This is a genomic window from Allobosea sp. Tri-44 (assembly GCF_004123845.1).
GTDB lineage: Bacteria > Pseudomonadota > Alphaproteobacteria > Rhizobiales > Beijerinckiaceae > Allobosea.
On the sequence record NZ_NBDP01000016.1, the window covers coordinates 49,019 to 64,749 of the forward strand.

12 protein-coding genes are annotated in these 15,731 nt (G+C 64.5%); 11 read left to right on the forward strand and 1 reads right to left on the reverse strand.

Going from position 1 to position 15,731, the window contains the following annotated elements:
* Positions 1-30 precede the first annotated feature (30 nt).
* The 11 genes from B6S44_RS10975 (at position 31) to B6S44_RS11030 (ending at position 14,505) form a co-directional block, all read left to right on the forward strand.
* Positions 31-1,014, forward strand: a complete 984-nt coding sequence (locus B6S44_RS10975; protein ID WP_129156945.1) for a UDP-glucuronic acid decarboxylase family protein — start codon at positions 31-33, stop codon at positions 1,012-1,014.
* Entirely contained in the window at positions 1,014-1,805 is a 792-nt protein-coding gene (locus tag B6S44_RS10980) for a WecB/TagA/CpsF family glycosyltransferase (protein WP_129156946.1), read from the forward strand. The genes B6S44_RS10975 and B6S44_RS10980 overlap by 1 nt, the downstream gene beginning before the upstream one ends.
* A 93-nt stretch (positions 1,806-1,898) precedes the next feature.
* Complete coding sequence (locus tag B6S44_RS10985) at positions 1,899-2,909, forward strand: NAD-dependent epimerase/dehydratase family protein (RefSeq protein ID WP_129156947.1); 1,011 nt, start codon at positions 1,899-1,901, stop codon at positions 2,907-2,909.
* Between the two features lie 48 nt (positions 2,910-2,957).
* Positions 2,958-4,433 (forward strand): exopolysaccharide biosynthesis polyprenyl glycosylphosphotransferase, encoded by a 1,476-nt coding sequence (locus B6S44_RS10990; protein ID WP_129156948.1) that lies wholly within the window; start codon positions 2,958-2,960, stop codon positions 4,431-4,433.
* 90 nt (positions 4,434-4,523) lie between these two features.
* On the forward strand, positions 4,524-6,704 hold the full coding sequence (locus B6S44_RS10995) for a GumC family protein (RefSeq protein ID WP_129156949.1): 2,181 nt from the start codon (positions 4,524-4,526) through the stop codon (positions 6,702-6,704).
* Between the two features lie 581 nt (positions 6,705-7,285).
* Complete coding sequence (locus B6S44_RS11005) at positions 7,286-9,742, forward strand: right-handed parallel beta-helix repeat-containing protein (RefSeq protein WP_129156950.1); 2,457 nt, start codon at positions 7,286-7,288, stop codon at positions 9,740-9,742.
* 155 nt (positions 9,743-9,897) lie between these two features.
* Positions 9,898-11,637 carry a type I secretion system permease/ATPase gene (locus B6S44_RS11010; protein ID WP_129156951.1) on the forward strand — a complete coding sequence of 580 codons (1,740 nt, stop codon included), beginning with the start codon at positions 9,898-9,900 and terminating at the stop codon, positions 11,635-11,637.
* Positions 11,634-13,040, forward strand: coding sequence for an HlyD family type I secretion periplasmic adaptor subunit (locus B6S44_RS11015; RefSeq protein ID WP_248309550.1), 1,407 nt, complete (start codon positions 11,634-11,636; stop codon positions 13,038-13,040). The genes B6S44_RS11010 and B6S44_RS11015 overlap by 4 nt, the downstream gene beginning before the upstream one ends.
* A 201-nt stretch (positions 13,041-13,241) precedes the next feature.
* Positions 13,242-13,571 carry an ArsR/SmtB family transcription factor gene (locus B6S44_RS11020; protein ID WP_129156952.1) on the forward strand — a complete coding sequence of 110 codons (330 nt, stop codon included), beginning with the start codon at positions 13,242-13,244 and terminating at the stop codon, positions 13,569-13,571.
* The gene (locus B6S44_RS11025) at positions 13,568-14,032 is read left to right on the forward strand and encodes an SRPBCC family protein (protein ID WP_129156953.1); all 465 of its coding nucleotides are present in this window, start codon (positions 13,568-13,570) and stop codon (positions 14,030-14,032) included. Before B6S44_RS11020 ends, B6S44_RS11025 begins: the two co-directional genes overlap by 4 nt.
* A gap of 59 nt (positions 14,033-14,091) precedes the next feature.
* On the forward strand, positions 14,092-14,505 hold the full coding sequence (locus B6S44_RS11030) for a GFA family protein (RefSeq protein ID WP_129156954.1): 414 nt from the start codon (positions 14,092-14,094) through the stop codon (positions 14,503-14,505).
* Between the two features lie 18 nt (positions 14,506-14,523).
* Here the strand turns inward: B6S44_RS11030 and pobA are convergent, their stop codons facing one another.
* Complete coding sequence (gene pobA, locus B6S44_RS11035) at positions 14,524-15,693, reverse strand: 4-hydroxybenzoate 3-monooxygenase (protein WP_129156955.1); 1,170 nt, start codon at positions 15,691-15,693, stop codon at positions 14,524-14,526.
* Positions 15,694-15,731: the final 38 nt, after the last annotated feature.

Below are 15,731 nucleotides of genomic sequence, written 5' to 3' on the forward strand. Positions count from 1 at the left end.
ATCCCGTGCACGATCCGGCGGAGTTCAGATATGCAGAAGCGCATTCTCGTCACAGGCGGCGCCGGCTTCCTCGGCTGCCATCTCTGCGAGCGCCTCGTCGCTCAGGGCCATCAGGTTCTCGCGGTCGACAACTATTACACCGGGCGCCGCGAGAATCTGAGCGCGCTTCTCGGCCAGCCTCAATTCGAGGCGGTGAGGCACGATGTGACCTTCCCGCTCTATCTCGAAGTCGACGAGATCTACAATCTCGCCTGCCCGGCCTCGCCGGTGCACTATCAGCGCGATCCCGTGCAGACCACCAAGACGAGCGTGCTCGGCGCAATCAACATGCTGGGCATGGCCAAGCGGCTCGGCATCCCGATCCTGCAGGCCTCGACCAGCGAAATCTACGGCGATCCGGACGTGCACCCCCAGGTGGAGGATTATCGCGGGCTCGTCAGCATCAGCGGGCCGCGGGCCTGCTATGACGAGGGCAAGCGCTGCGCCGAAACGCTCTTCTACGACTACAAGCGGCGCCACGGCGTGGAGATCCGCATCGCGCGCATCTTCAATACCTATGGCCCCCGCATGAATCTCGAGGATGGCCGCGTCGTTTCCAATTTCATCGTCCAGGCGCTGCGCAACGAGCCGATCACGCTCTATGGCGACGGCCGGCAGACCCGCGCCTTCTGCTTCGTCGACGATCTGGTCGAAGGCCTGATGCGGCTGATGAACGTGACCCAGCCTTTGGACAGCGCGGTCAATCTCGGCAACCCCGTCGAGACCTCCATGGCCGAAATCGCGGACATGATCATCGCGCTCACCGGCTCGCGCTCGCAGGTCGTCTACAGGCCGCTGCCGCAGGACGACCCGCGCCAGCGCTGCCCCGACATCAGCAAGGCGCAGGAATTGCTGCACTGGGCGCCGAAGGTGCCGCTGCAGGAAGGGCTCGAGCGGACGATCGCCTATTTCGACGGCGTGCTGTCGAAGCTGCATGATCCGGTGCGACGGGTCGAGGTCGCGAGGGCGAGCTGATGACGGCCGAAAACCCGCTTCCACGTGCGCGCATCATGGGCGTGAATGTCAGCGCCATCACCATGGCGGATGCCCTGCGCACGGTCGAAGACTGGATCGGACGGAAAGCACACAACTACGTCTGCATCACCGGCGTGCATGGCGTGATCGAGAGCCAGTCGGATCCGAAGCTGATGGCGATCCATGAAGGCGCCGGAATGGCGACCCCCGATGGCATGCCCTTGGTCTGGATGGCCCGCAAGCTTGGCTATGGGGGCACCGAGAGAGTCTACGGTCCGGAGTTGATGCTGCGGCTCTCGGCACTATCGGCCCAAAAGGGCTACCGCCAGTACTACTTCGGCGGCGCGCCGGGCCTTGCCGAGCGCCTGCGCGAGCGCCTTACCGAACGCTTTCCCGCTCTCGCTGTCGCCGGCACCTTCTCGCCGCCGTTTCGGCCGGCCTCTGTCGATGAGGACGAAGAGACCGTACGCATGATCAACGCGGCCCGGCCGGACATCGTCTGGGTCGGCCTCAGCACGCCCAAGCAGGAATACTGGATGGCCGGGCATCTCGGCCGGATCGATGCACCGGTCATGATCGGCGTCGGGGCCGCCTTCGATTTCCTCGCCGGCACCAAGCGCCAGGCCCCGGCCTGGATGCAGAAGCGCGGACTCGAATGGCTGTTCAGGCTGCTGTCGGAGCCGCGGCGACTCTGGCGCCGCTACGGCAGGATCGTTCCGCAGTTCATTTTTGGTGCCAGCCTGCAGCTGCTTCGGCAGAAGACCGCACTCGCCGCTAACCCCAAGAGATAGGTCTTCTCAAAAGGGGTATAGTTCCGTTTAACCACCTGATTTAAAAAGATAAAACCGCTATCACTGAATTCCATTTCTCAGTGGAGCGAAGTAATGTCCAGGAAATCTGTGCTGGTTACGGGTGCTGGTGGCTTTATCGGCTTCCATCTTGTCAATTATCTCAAGGATCGAGGCTATTGGGTCCGCGGGGTCGATATCAAAGATCCGGAATACCAGGCCAGCTCGGCAGATGAATTCCGAATCCTCGACCTGCGCGAGATGGAGGATTGCCGCGAGGCCGTCCAGGGCATGGACGAGGTCTATAATCTCGCCGCCGACATGGGCGGCATCGGCTACATCTCCGGCGCACACGCCTCGATCACCTTCAACAACACGATGATCAGCGCGCAGATGCTGAAGGCGGCATACGACGCCAAGGTCAAGCGCTTCCTGTTCTCGTCCTCGGCCTGCGTCTACCCGCAACATCTCCAGGACGTGCCGTCGGTGGTACCGCTAAAGGAGGAGGACGCGTTCCCCGCCGATCCCGAGCCGGGATACGGGCTGGAGAAGCTCTACACCGAGAAGCTGTGCGAATACTTCACGGAAGATTACGGCTTCCAGACTCGATTGGTCCGCTTCCACAATGTCTACGGGCCGCTCGGCACCTGGGACGGCGGCAAGGAGAAGGCTCCGGCCGCCATCTGTCGCAAGGTCGCGCTGGCGAAATCGGGCGATGCGATCGAGGTCTGGGGCGACGGCAAGCAGACCCGTTCCTTCATGTACATCGACGATTGCGTCGAGGGCATCTACCGCATCATGCGCTCGGATTATTCCGGGCCGCTCAATCTCGGCACGGACGAGTTGGTCGATGTCAGCGGACTCGTCGACATTATCGCCGGGATCGCAGGGAAGACGATCCACAAGCGCTTCAACACGAGCCGCCCGCAGGGCGTGCGCGGCCGCAACAGCGACAACAACCGCTTGCGCGAGGTGCTCGGCTGGGAACCGTCGATTCACCTCGGGCAGGGACTGGTCCCGACCTATGCCTGGATCGCGGGAGAGGTGAAGGCGAGGGCCGAGCGCGAAGCGATGGCCGAGTCGATCCCCACGATCGCAGCGCAATAGCGCCTTCACCTTTCTGCGTAGCTGAACGAGACCTCGCAGGAGCTTGCCATGCCGGACGTTGTTACGACCGTCGTCCCTGCTTCAATCGGCTTGGCAAAGCCGGGTCGGCGGCTCGGCGTCAATATCGCTCCAGCAACGCGGCGACGACTGGTCGCCGCCGCGTTGCTGATCGGTGATCTCGTTACGCTGACGATCGTGGCCGGCGTGCTGCAGTTCGGCGCGGCCATTGCCGCGTCCGATACCGACACCAACATGGCAAGCCTGATCCTGGTCTGGGCGCTGGCTCTATGCGGTGCCCTGGCCAGTTTCGGGCTCTATGGCTCGGACCGGGCCGAACCGGTCGATCGCCTGCGCCGGCGCACGCTCGGCAATATCGCTGCCGGGGCGGCAGTGCTCGCCTGGCTGCTCGTCGCGAAGCCGTCAAATCATCTCTGGGGCTTGGTGATCGTCGGCGCCGGCTTGACGGTCTTGCTCGGTTATTATGTCGAGGCATTGATCCGGGGCGCGCTGCTTCGGCGCGATCTGTGGACCGCTCCGACCGTGCTCTACGGCACGATGCCGGCATGTCTGGCCCTGGCCCGTGATCTGGCCTTGCGGCCGGAACTAGGCCTGAAGCCCGTCGCCATTCTCATGGATGAGGAGGCAGATGCGCTGCCCGACATGGCGGAGATCGCTGGTCTCCCGGTGATCACCCGCGGCCAGGCCAGTATCATCTCGTCGGGGATCGAGGTCGCCCTGTGCGCATCGGGCGATCTGCACGCCGAGAAGGCGGATTGGCTGGCGCGCTTGCCATTGCGCCAGATCTTCGTCGTCCATGACGCCTCGACGCTCCAAGTCCTGAATCCCCAACTGCGGGCCATGGGCGGATTGCTCGGTCTCGAACTACGCAGCGCCATCCACATGCCGCGCAACCTGCGCCTGAAACGGGCGCTCGACCTCGTCGTCGCGATACCGCTCGCCCTGCTGGCGCTGCCGGTGGTCGCAGTGCTGGCGCTTGCGGTAAAGGGGGTCGACAATGGGCGCGCCTTCTATGCGCAGCCAAGGGTCGGTCGGAACGGCCACATCTTCAAGGTCTACAAGCTGCGCAGCATGTATGCCGACGCCGAGGCTAGGCTCGCTGCGCATCTGGAGGCTGACAGCGCCGCGCGGCAGGAATGGCAGCGCTTCTTCAAGCTGTCGAACGATCCGCGAATCCTGCCGGGGATCGGACAATTCATCCGCCGCTCCAGCCTCGACGAGCTGCCGCAGCTCTGGAACGTTCTGCGCGGCGAGATGAGCATCGTCGGACCGCGGCCGTTTCCTGGCTATCACAATCAGTGCTTCGACACGGCCTTCCAGGCACTGCGCACCAGCGTGCCGCCTGGTCTGACGGGCCTTTGGCAGGTCACGGACCGCAGTGACGGCGACCTTGCCGTCCAGAAGCGGCAGGACAGTTTCTACATCCACAACTGGTCGGTCTGGCTGGACTTCTACGTGCTGCTGCAGACCGTTCCGGCCGTGCTCCTGGGGCGCGGGGCGAAATAGCGCGCAGACATCTCCGCACGCGCCGGCCAGCAGGCGCCGGCCGGCCGCGATCCGCATCTCGAGTGAATTCAGCAGGCGAGGCACGGGACCATGGATCTCTTCAGCGACATGCGAGGCCACCGCGCCCCGGCGACGCTCGCCAAACACTATGATGCGGTGACCTTCGACTTCCTCTCCATGCTCTGGAGGAAGCGGCTGCTGATCCTCGCCGTCACCTGTGCGACCATGTTGGGGGCAGGCCTTTTCCTGATGGTGACGCCGCAGCGTTACACGGCCGATCTGGTGTTGCAGTTCGATTTCACGCGGGAGGATAGTGTCGGAGGCGGCAAGGCGAGCAGCGTTTCGCTCGACGCTTCGACACTTGTGGAAAGCGAGGCACGCATCATCCGCTCGCTTGCGACGGCCCGTGCCGTTGCTTCGCGCCTGGGCCTCGACAGGGCGACGGCGGCTCCACCCTCGTCGCTGTCCAGTCTTTTCACCGGTGCCGCCGAGCTGATCTTTCCAGCGTCCGTCCGCAAGACGCTGCGGAATCTCGCCGGCTTCGAGGAAGGTGCGGCTGAGCCGGCGCCGCGCGATATCGCTGCCCAGAAGCTGCTCGCATCCCTCGGCGTGAGCAACGATACGAAAGCCTATCTCGTCACGCTGACCTATCGCGATACTGACCCGGATCGCGCGGCGCTGATCGTCAATGCCTTCGGGAACGAGTATCTGCGCCGCAAGATGGAGGCCACCACCAGCGCCTCGCAACGCTCCAGCCAGTGGTATGGAGCGCAGGCGCAGGAGGCGCGCGCCAATCTCGGGAGGATCGACAAGCAGATCGAGGCCTTCCGCGTGAGGACCGGCTTCGTCGAGCTGGGCCAGGATGGCGCCGACATCCAGCAGCAGCAGCTTCGCGACATGCTGACCCAGCTCAACACGACCTCCGCCACGCGCCTCGCGGAGGAGACCCGGCTGCAGCGCGCGCAGGTCTCTCTGGCCGCAGGCAACATCCCCCAGACGAGCGATCTTGGCGGTTCTCCGGTCGTGCAGCAGCTCCTGGACGAGGAAGGCAAGGCGCGCCGGGCTCTCGACGAGATGGTCGCGGTCTCGGGCGAACGGCACCCTGCTGTGCAGCGGCTGCGGCTGTCGCTGACGGCTGTACAGGAACGGTTGCAGAAGCAGCTGGCGCAATCCGTCGCCAATATCGAAACCGATGTCGCGGCGGCCCGACGTGCCGAAGCCGCGCTGCATGAGCGCGTCGCGGCATTGCAGACCAAGTCGATCGAGGCGAGGGGGCTCGAGGGGCAGCTGCGGACCCTGCAGGCTGAGGCGACCGCCGCCCGCGACCGCCTGAAGCAGCTTTCCGATGCGCATCAGCAGGCGAGCGCGGTGAGCGAGTTGCGGCCCATCATCGCCCAGATCGTCGCTCCGGCCGATATTCCCTCGCTGCCGAGTTCGATCAAGCCGTCGCTGGTGCTGGGGCTCGCCCTGATGGGTGGGCTCACAGCGGGAGCTGCACTTTCGTACATGCTGGAGAAACGCGATCGCGGCTTCCGCAGCGAGAATGAGTTCGCTACGGAGATTCGGACCAATTGCGTCGGCCTTCTCCCCAATCTCGAGCATTATCCGGGCGGGCTGGAGAGCCTGGTCTTCGCCGAGGCGGTGCGCTCGATGGTGGCTGAGTTGTTTCCGTCCACCAATCCGCCGAAATTCGTACTGATCACCTCTTCCGCGCCGGGAGAAGGCAAATCCTTCGTCGCCTCCGCCATGGCGCGCGTGCTGGCGATGATGGGACAGCGGGTCCTTGTGGTCGACGGCTCGCCCCGGCGTCTGCTGCTGGGCCAGAACTTCCCACATGAGGCGCTGCTCGACCAATGCCTGCCCCAGGTCGGCGATGCGGGCGGTCCGGGTGCAAGTCCGGTCGCCACGGTCCGGCGCGCCTCGGGCCTGCGTGACAGCCAGAATGTCTATTCGAACCCGGCTTTCGAGGCGATGCTTCGGGAGGCGCGGGCGCGATATGACGTGATCCTGTTTGAAGTGGCGCCTGTGCTGCTCTCTGCCGACAGCGCCCTGTTGCGTGAGCACGCCGATACGGTGCTGCACGTCGTCAAATGGAACGACACGCTGAAGAGCACCGTGTCCGCAACGCTCGATCACCTCGCCAGGCTGGGATTGGACGTCGCCGGCGTTGTGCTCAACGGTGTCGATCTCGAGGAGCAGGGCCGCTACGAGGTGTCCGATCGCGGACGGGTCTATCGCAACTACAAGTCGTTCTATCAGGCCTCGGCATGAGCAGGCGCACGCATCGCTATGCCGCGCTGCTGACGGCCAGGGGGAGCGGCACGCCTTCGCCTTCGCAAACGGGAGACTTCAGCTGCCGGAATTGCGGATCGCCCGCTGTCCATTTGCCGAGCGATCTGTCGGCCCAGGCGCTGGTCATCTGCGATGGCTGCCAGCGCCCGGTAGCGACGCTGGCCGCCTTCCGCGCCTATGTCGATCGCCTCGCCGCAGGTGCCCAGTTCTGCGACCACCATTTCACGGTCTGTCATTCGGACGCTGGAACCGGGCCAGACCAAACGGCGTTGACTTAAGCGGCGATTTCGCCTTCTGGTTTCGAGATTAAGGCCATTCGAAGGCTCCGCGGGCCGGGTGAACAGATGCCTCGGGCCTGATTTGGCCATTCCATCAACAGGGCAGGCGCGGCGCGGTCGAGAAATAATCCATTGATATATTGTGCCAAAACAAGACGATTAATCCGAATGAACTAATCCTTCGGAGTAAGGGTTCATCGGCTCGGGTAGCGCCGAATCAGGCCTCAAGGGTATCTAGGCAGCGATCACTTAGAGTGTTCCAGCCAAAAAAGGAGCCCCTTTATGGCCACAATTTACGTCTCGCCTACTGGAAACGATAGCAATACAGGACTTGATGCATCGTCATCTTTCAAGACTCTGGAGAGAGCCCTCGAGGCCATGCGCCAGAGCGCTGGTGCCGATACCGTCTACCTCACTGGAGGTACCCACTATGTGAAGGGTCCGCTCCAGCTGACAGCGGCCGATTCAGGCTCGTCCTTCGTGGCGATGCCCGGGGAAAAGGTCGTGATCAGCGGCGGCACGCCGGTGACCGGCTGGACGAAGGGCGCCGACGGTATCTGGACGGCGCAGGTCGCCGCGGACCAGGTCGAGCAGTTCACCGTCAATGGGGTGAAGCAGACGGAAAGCCGTTTTCCCGATGTCGATCCGAATGATCCGATCCGGGGCGGCTGGCTCTGGGCGAATGAGCTGCCGAGCGGATACGATCCGCAGAAGTCGATGGCGTTCGATCCGTCGGACTTTCCCCCTGGCCATGAGCCCAAGGTCGGCCAGACGATCTCGGTCTTCGCCGAGAACGGCTATGCCAACGACAAGCTGACCATCGCCTCGGTCCAAGGCAATGTGATCACCTTCACGACGGAGGCCAATTACGACCTTGGCGCCGCGAGCCGCTATTTCGTATCGGAAAAGACGCCGGACGGTGTCGGCGAATGGTCCTACGATAGCGCGACGCAGACCATCCGGTTCAAGGCGCCCGAGGGCTTCACTGGCGAAGGAGGCGTCGTTTCCAACGACCACAGCCTGTTCGTCGTCGACGGCGCCGACAACGTCACCTTCAAGGGGCTGACGCTCACCGACACGGCAGCGAGCACAGGCGACCCCGAGACGGCGGCGATCGAAGCGTATGACGCGAACGGGCTGGTCATCGAAGGCAATCACTTCGTCAATGTCGGGGTGGGCGTTGCCCTGCATGAGGGCAGCAGTGGAAATCTGATCTCGGGCAACAGCTTCGAGCACATCTGGTCGAGCGCCATCGCGATGACGGCTGGGACCAGCGACAACCGCGTGACGAACAACGTCATCGATCGTTCGGGAGAGGTCTTCGTCCAGTTCGGCGCCATCGACATGCAGGAATCGGCGCGAAACCAGATCGATCACAACACGATCACCAACGTGCCACGCTTCGGCATCTCGGAAATCAACTACGATCCCGGCAATCCGTCGGGCGGCAACATCATCGAGTACAACGATATCCGCCATTCCGGGCAGCAGACGCCGGATACCGGCGCCATCTACCTGTTCTCGGCCGATGACCCGGGGGCGGAAGGCGACATCATCCGCTACAACCACATCGTCGACACCGGCGGCCTGAACACGCAGGCCGGTGGCTTCGCCGAGAACTGGAGTTCCGGCATCTATCTCGACAACATGGCGAGCAACGCCCAGATCTACGGCAATTTCGTCCAGGGTACGACGTTCAGCGGTATTCTCATCCATGGCGGATCGAACAACCAGATCCACGACAATACGCTTCTGGACAACGGCAAGTACGGGATTTCGACGATCGTCGCCGATGATCATCCGATCACGGGAAATCAGACCTATCAGAACTTCATCGAGGTCTCGGAAGACGGAAGCAACTCGATCGATACCGATCAGACCGACCCAAGCCTGATCCACGACAACGTCTACTATAACCCCAATGGCGGCGAGCTGTGGGTCGCCGATCTCTCGCTGGCAGGTTTCCAGCAGCGCGGTGGCGATTCCGGCAGCGTCATGACGACACAGGCGGGTTTCGTGAACGCGGCAGCTGGCGACTACGGCTTTGTCGCCGGATCGGTGGCGCAGGGGCACGGTATCGAGGCGCTGCCGTTCGGCTCTGTTGGTGCGACAGGCGTCACATCACCCGATGTCGACACGCCCGTGACGCCTCCGAACGGGGGCGGCACCCCGCCGGTTACGCCAGAGCCGCCAGCTGCGGAAATTCCGCCCGTGACGGCAGAGCCGGAGACCCCGAGCAATGGTGGCGGGTTGCCGGTAACGGATACCCCGCCGGTGACGGCAGAGCCGGAGGCTCCGAGCAATGGTGGCGGGTTGCCGGTAACGGATACCCCGCCGGTGACGGCAGAGCCGGAGGCTCCGAGCAATGGCGGCACGTTGCCGGTGACGGATACCCCGCCGATCACCGCCGCGCCTGAATCACCGCAAGTCGAAACGCCGGTCTCAAATCCCCCGGACGTGATCACGATCCCCGAGGTGACAGTACCGGATACCCCGTCGAATTCGGGAGGATGGTCAGGCTGGGGCGGCCTCGGCGGTGGGCGCAACTGGCTCCAAGAAATCTGGGCGCAACGTGCCGACGATGACCATGGCGGCGGTCGCAACTGGTTCCAGGAGAGCCGGGTGAGCCGCGACGACGATGCGGGCGGGCGCCGTGGTGACTCGCAGGCCAACCTGTGGCGCCAAGATGATGGCGACAACGATCACCACGGGCTCTCGCACTCGCATTGGCACTGGTAAGCGGCTCCTACCTGCGACGACCCGGCTCCGCGACGGAGCCGGGTCGTGAAGCTTCAAAAAACCTCCGGCTCGCCACGAATTGTCGCCGTCCGATCGGCGGCGGCGGGCCGGACTTACTCTTTTGCACCCCATGATCGCGCCAGGAAAACCGACGAATGCTCACGCAAACGGTCCGCAAGCTGACGCCCGCATTTGCTTCGCTCTTCGGGCTTTCCTTCGTGCTCAACCTCTTCGTCTTCGTCTCTCCGCTCTATACGATGCAGATCTACGACAGGGTGCTCACGAGCCGGAATGGCACCACGCTCGTCATGCTGTCGCTGATCGTGCTCGCCCTGTTCGTTGCCTATGCTGCGCTCGAGCATTTCCGTAGCCGCGCGCTCGTCCAGCTCGGCCTGTGTGTCGATCGGGCGCTGTCCGAGCCGGCTTTCGAAGCCTCCTTTCGTGGTGCGCTCGATGCGAAGGGCTCGCCAACCCTGCCCATTCGCGACGTCGAAACCTTGCGGGCGACGCTCTCTGGCAGCCTCGTTCCGTCGCTCATGGATGCCCCCTGGATACCAATCTATCTTGGCCTCTGTTTCATTCTCCATCCGGCGATCGGCCTCGTCGCCACGCTCGGAGCGCTCGCGATCCTGGGCGTCGCGCTGTTGAACGAGCGCATCACCAAGGGTTCCCTGATCCAGGCATCGGAGCTGGGGCACGGAGCGAGTGACCGGCTGACGGCCTCCCTTCGAAATGCCGAGGTCATCAAGGCGCTCGGCATGGGCCAGGCGATCCGCGGCGAATGGCAACGCCAGCGCGGGCAGGCGCTCGCATTTCACACGATTGCAGCCGACCGGGGCGGAACCCTGCTGGCGATAACAAAGCTGTTGCGCCTGGGGCTGCAATGCGCGGTCCTGGGCGTGGGCGCCTATCTCGCAATCAACCAGAACATGGCGGCAGGGGCGATGTTCGCCGCCTCCCTGATCATGGGCCGGGCGCTGGCTCCGATCGAGGGCGCCGTCAGCCAATGGAAAAGCTTCGTCTCGGCCCGCAGCGCTTTCCAGCGGCTGGGAACGACATTGAAGGCGCCAACCGAGGGCGCCAAGCCCATGACATTGCCTCATCCGGCCGGCTCGTTGCGGGTCGAAGGCCTGAGCGTGCGTGCCCCGAGCGGGAACGCTCTGCTGCTGCACAATGTCTCGTTCGAGGTGGAGCCGGGCGAGATTGCGGCTGTCGTCGGTCTCACCGGCTCGGGAAAATCCACGCTGGCTCGGGCTTTGGTCGGTGTCTGGCAGCCCGTTCAAGGCGTCGTCCGGCTCGACGGCAATGACATCCGTCACTTCTCCGACGAACAACGCGGCGGTGTCCTCGGCTATCTGCCGCAGGATGTGGAACTCTTCGCCGGAAGCGTGCGCGACAACATCACCCGCTTCGATCCTGCCGCCACGGACGAAGTCGCCGTCGCTGCTGCATCCGCCGCCTCCGCGCATGAACTGATCCAGGGCTTTTCCGATGGCTACGCAACCCAGATCGGGGAGGGCGGGGCCATCCTGTCCGGCGGGCAACGGCAGCGGATCGGGCTGGCTCGGGCACTCTGCGGCCAGCCGGCACTGGTGGTGCTCGACGAGCCGAACGCCAATCTGGACATGGACGGCGATGCCGCGCTTGGGCGGGCCTTGGCCGGCTTGCGTGCCGCCGGCGCGATCGTCGTCGTGATCACCCATCGCCCGCAGCTGTTGTCGCAAGTCGACAAGATCATCCTCATGCAGAAGGGCCAGGCCGTCAGGGTCGGCCTGCGCGACGAGATCCTGCCTGTGCTGCTGCAGCCAGGTAGTGGCATGCGCATCCAGCCGCCACACCCGGGTCAGACAGGGCAGGTGGAGCCGCTTTCGGCGGCGAGGTGGGCACGGCGATGAGATCCTTCTTCAAGCGGATGAAATCCTTCCTGAATTGGCCGGAATGGCGCCAGCGCGGCGAGGCTGCGCTCGCGATCACCAAGCGGTGGTTTGAGCGGGCCCGTGCACCTGTCGAGGGCACCGGCGATTGGCGCAGCCCGGTCCGAAAAGGTTACGTTGTGGTCGCCATAGCGCTGGGCGCCGGCGGCCTCTGGTCGGTGATCGCGCGCCTCGACAGCGCCGTCGTGGCGCATGGCAGCATTGTCGTGGAGAGCGACCGCAAGGCAGTCCAGCATCTCGAGGGCGGCCTCGTCGAAACGATCGCCGTGCGCGATGGCGCTGAGGTCAAGGCTGGCGAGATCCTGGTGCGTCTCGATACCACGCATGTTGCCGCACAGCGCAGCGTCGCGCGGCTCAGCGTGCTGCAGACCCTGGGCGAGGAGGCACGCTTCACCGCCGAGATCGACCGGCTCGATCGCATCACCTTCCCGAGCGAGCTGACCGACGCCTTGGAGAGCAAGGAGGCGCGCAGGATCATGCTCGACCAGGAACGCCTGTTCAAGGAACGCCAATCCGCCCAGAAGCTGGAAGTCTCGATCCTGAAGGAGCGGTTGACACAGTCCGAGAAGCAGCACCAGTCGACCGTGGCGCAGCGCGACTCCGCCGTAGAACAAGCCGCCAGCATCAACGACGAACTCGTCAATCTGCGGCCTCTCGCCGACAAGGGTTATGTCGCCGCAACTCGCATCAACCCGCTGAAGCGCTCGTTGACCGAATTGCAGGGTCGTTTGGGCTCGCTGGAAGCGGACCTGTCACGGTTGTCGGTCGCCACCGACGAGATTCGGCTTCAGATGAACCAGATCAGCTTTCGCGCCGTGGAAGAGGCCTCGACGAAGCTTGCCGAGTGCCGGGTGAAGCTCGCCGACGCCCGCGAAAAGCTGCGCATTGCCGAGGACGTCCTGGCGCGCGCGGAAGTTCGTGCGCCGCGCGCCGGGCGGGTCGTGGCCTCGAAGATCCATACGGTGGGCGCGGTGGTCAAGCCAGGCGAGACCCTGATGGAGATCGTGCCGCAGGACGACGAGCTCATCGTCACGGCCAAGGTTTCGCCGATGGATGTGAACAATCTTCGTCCGGGCATGGCCGCGGAAGTGCGCCTGCCCTCGTTCAAGGGACGGGCGACGCCTTTCACCGTCGGCGAGGTGAAGTCGATCGCGGCCGATGCGCTGCGCGACGAGGTCCTGCAGCAGATGGTCTACGAGCTGCGCGTCAGCGTCTCGGCCTCGGGCTTTCCCCCGAAGATCAGGGCCAAGCTCAGGCCGGGCATGCCGGCCGAGGTCTATGTGCCGACCGGCGAGCGGACCGCGATCGCCTATCTGATGCAGCCGCTGACGGATTCGATGAGGTCGAGCTTCAGGGAAGAGTGAGCTCGGAAATGGCTGGTGACCTCGGCTTCGGAGTGGCCATCGTTACCGAGGCCGGAGGCGTCGGCTGACCGCGTTGCCGCGTAATCTTCTGACGAACTGCATCAACTAAGGGACCGGCGGGGGCAGCGTGCCGCCGCCGATTTCTTTGACATCAACGAATTAGCATTGACTAATCAATTAGCAATCGCTAATTTATTTTACATGCTTGAAGCCACCTCAGTCTCCACCGTCATGCGCGCGCTCGCCGATCCGACGCGGCGAGCCGTGTTCGAACGGATTTCCGCCCGCGACGAGATTTCCGTCGCCGAATTGACCCGCGGCAGTAGCGTGACGCAGGGCGCCATCTCCCAGCACCTCAAATCGCTGAAGCAGGCTGGCCTGGTCGCCGAGCGGCCGGAGGGTCGCAACGTCTTCTATCGCGTCGAGCCCGAGGGGCTGGCGCCGCTCGTCGACTGGATCGGCCATTACGGCGCCTTCTGGCGCGAGCGCTTCGCCAACCTCCGCACCCTTCTCAAGGAGATCGATCCATGACCGCCATCGACCTGCAGCCCGCCACGCAGGCGATCGTCGTCGACGAAATCCTGCCGCATGCGCCGGAGACGATCTGGACGGCTCTGACCTCGAGCAAGCTGATCGCGCGCTGGATTATGGAGCCTTCCGGCTTTGCTCCGATCGAAGGGACACGCTTCACCTTCAGGACGACGCCGGCCGGTGCCTGGGACGGCACGATCCACTGCCGTGTGCTCGACGTCGTCCTGAACGAGCGCCTGGCCTATTCCTGGAAGGGCGGCGACGACGGCAATGCCGGCTATGGCTCCCGGCTCGACACGGTCGTCACCTGGACGCTGTCCCGGGAAACGAATGGCACCCGCGTGCGCCTCGTTCATTCCGGCTTCGAGCTGCCACGCAACGAGGCCGCGTTCACGAATATGGGCCGCGGCTGGAAGACCATTCTGCCACGCCTCGGCGATGTCGCTGGCGAGGGCGACTGACCATCGCCGAACCGTCGCCACGGTCTCGGCGATTCCCAATCCCTTCCTGGAGAATGACGATGAGCCACGCCTACAGGGGCGGCTGCGCCTGCCGCGCGATCCGCTATGAGATCTCGGCCGAGCCGGTCGAGAGCAATGACTGCCAATGCCGGCAATGCCAGCAGCAGAGCGGCACCGGCCACAGCTCCTATCTGAGTTTCGTCGGCGCGCCGGTCACCGTCGAGGGTGAGGCGACGACCTGGGACGTCGTCGGGGAGGGCCGCACGGTCAAGCGCTGCGCCTTCTGCCCGACCTGCGGCTCACCCGTCTATCTGACCTTCCCGGATATTCCCGACCTGTTCATCGTGCGTGCCGGCAGCCTCGACGAGCCCGGCCGCTACAAGCCGGAAATGGTCTTCTGGCATTCGGCCGCCCAGCCCTGGGACCATGTGCCACCGGGCATTCCGAGGCACGAGAAGCTGCCGCCGCGGTGAGGGCAGGCCTACCCGGCCTCAATAGGGCAGGCCGACATAGTTCTCCGCGACGCTGGTGAGCGCGGCCTGCGATTGCGCGAGGTAGTCGAACTCGGCGCGCCTAATGCGCTGATCGAAGGCGCTCGCTTCCGGGAAGAGGTGGAGCAGCTTGGTCATCTGCCAGGAAAAGCGCACAGCCTTCCAGACCCGCGCCAGCGCTCGGCCGGAATAGGCATCGAGCCCCGCATCGGAACCTTCGGCATAGTGCTCGCGCAGCGCCTCGAACAAATAGTGCACGTCGCTCGCCGCAAGGTTCAGCCCCTTGGCGCCGGTCGGCGGCACGATGTGGCCGGCATCGCCGGCGAGGAAGAGCCTGCCGAAACGCAAGGGCTCGGCGACGAAGCTGCGCAGCGGCGCTATACTCTTCTCCAGCGACGGTCCAGGCGTCACCGCCGCCGCGACCTCCTCGGGCACGCGCCGGCGGAGTTCGTCGAAGAAGCGCGCGTCCGACCAGGCCTCGACCTTTTCGTCGAGCGGCACCTGGACGTAATAGCGGCTGCGGGTCTGCGAGCGCATAGAGCACAGCGCAAAGCCATGGGGTGAGCTGGCGTAGACCAGCTCATGCGCGGCCGGTGGCTGGTCGGTGAGCAGGCCGAGCCAGCCGAACGGATAAACGCGCTCGAAAGTCTCGATCGCGCAGGCCGGCACCGAGGCGCGGCAGACGCCGTGGAAGCCGTCGCAGCCGGCGATGAAGTCGCAGGCAATCTCGCGCCGCTGGCCTTCGGAGATAAAGCTGACGCGCGGCGAGGCGCTGTCGAAATCGTGCAGCTGGACGTCCGCAGCCTCGTAGAAGGTCGTCGTGCCGGCGACCTGCCGTGCCTCCATCAAATCCTGCGTGACCTCGGTCTGGCCGTAGACCGTCACCTGCTTGCCGGTCAGGCTCTTGAGGTCGACGCGCTGCAGGCGCCCTTCGAAGGCGAGCGAGAAGCCGTCATGCGGCAGGCCTTCTTCGGCGAGGCGCCCACCGACGCCCGCCTCGCGCAGCAAATCGACCGTGCCCTGCTCGAGCACGCCGGCCCGGATGCGCGAGAGCACATAGTCCGCGCTCTTGCGTTCGAGGATGACGTTGTCGATGCCCTGGCGCGTCAGCAACTGGCCGAGCAGCAATCCGGCCGGCCCGGCGCCTACGATCACGACCTGGGTGCGCATGGCATCCTCCCGCACGAATCTCGGGCTCGCCGAGCCCT

Excerpts from the sequence above, each read along its gene's own strand:
- B6S44_RS11025 (WP_129156953.1), top strand. The coding sequence starts at position 13,568 with ATGACCGCCATCGACCTGCAGCCCGCCACGCAGGCGATCGTCGTCGAC.
- B6S44_RS10990 (WP_129156948.1), top strand. The coding sequence starts at position 2,958 with ATGCCGGACGTTGTTACGACCGTCGTCCCTGCTTCAATCGGCTTGGCA.
- B6S44_RS11005 (WP_129156950.1), top strand. The coding sequence starts at position 7,286 with ATGGCCACAATTTACGTCTCGCCTACTGGAAACGATAGCAATACAGGA.
- B6S44_RS11015 (WP_248309550.1), top strand. The coding sequence starts at position 11,634 with ATGAGATCCTTCTTCAAGCGGATGAAATCCTTCCTGAATTGGCCGGAA.
- B6S44_RS11030 (WP_129156954.1), top strand. The coding sequence starts at position 14,092 with ATGAGCCACGCCTACAGGGGCGGCTGCGCCTGCCGCGCGATCCGCTAT.
- B6S44_RS10985 (WP_129156947.1), top strand. The coding sequence starts at position 1,899 with ATGTCCAGGAAATCTGTGCTGGTTACGGGTGCTGGTGGCTTTATCGGC.
- B6S44_RS11020 (WP_129156952.1), top strand. The coding sequence starts at position 13,242 with ATGCTTGAAGCCACCTCAGTCTCCACCGTCATGCGCGCGCTCGCCGAT.
- B6S44_RS11010 (WP_129156951.1), top strand. The coding sequence starts at position 9,898 with ATGCTCACGCAAACGGTCCGCAAGCTGACGCCCGCATTTGCTTCGCTC.
- B6S44_RS10980 (WP_129156946.1), top strand. The coding sequence starts at position 1,014 with ATGACGGCCGAAAACCCGCTTCCACGTGCGCGCATCATGGGCGTGAAT.
- B6S44_RS10995 (WP_129156949.1), top strand. The coding sequence starts at position 4,524 with ATGGATCTCTTCAGCGACATGCGAGGCCACCGCGCCCCGGCGACGCTC.
- pobA (WP_129156955.1), bottom strand. The coding sequence starts at position 15,693 with ATGCGCACCCAGGTCGTGATCGTAGGCGCCGGGCCGGCCGGATTGCTG.
- B6S44_RS10975 (WP_129156945.1), top strand. The coding sequence starts at position 31 with ATGCAGAAGCGCATTCTCGTCACAGGCGGCGCCGGCTTCCTCGGCTGC.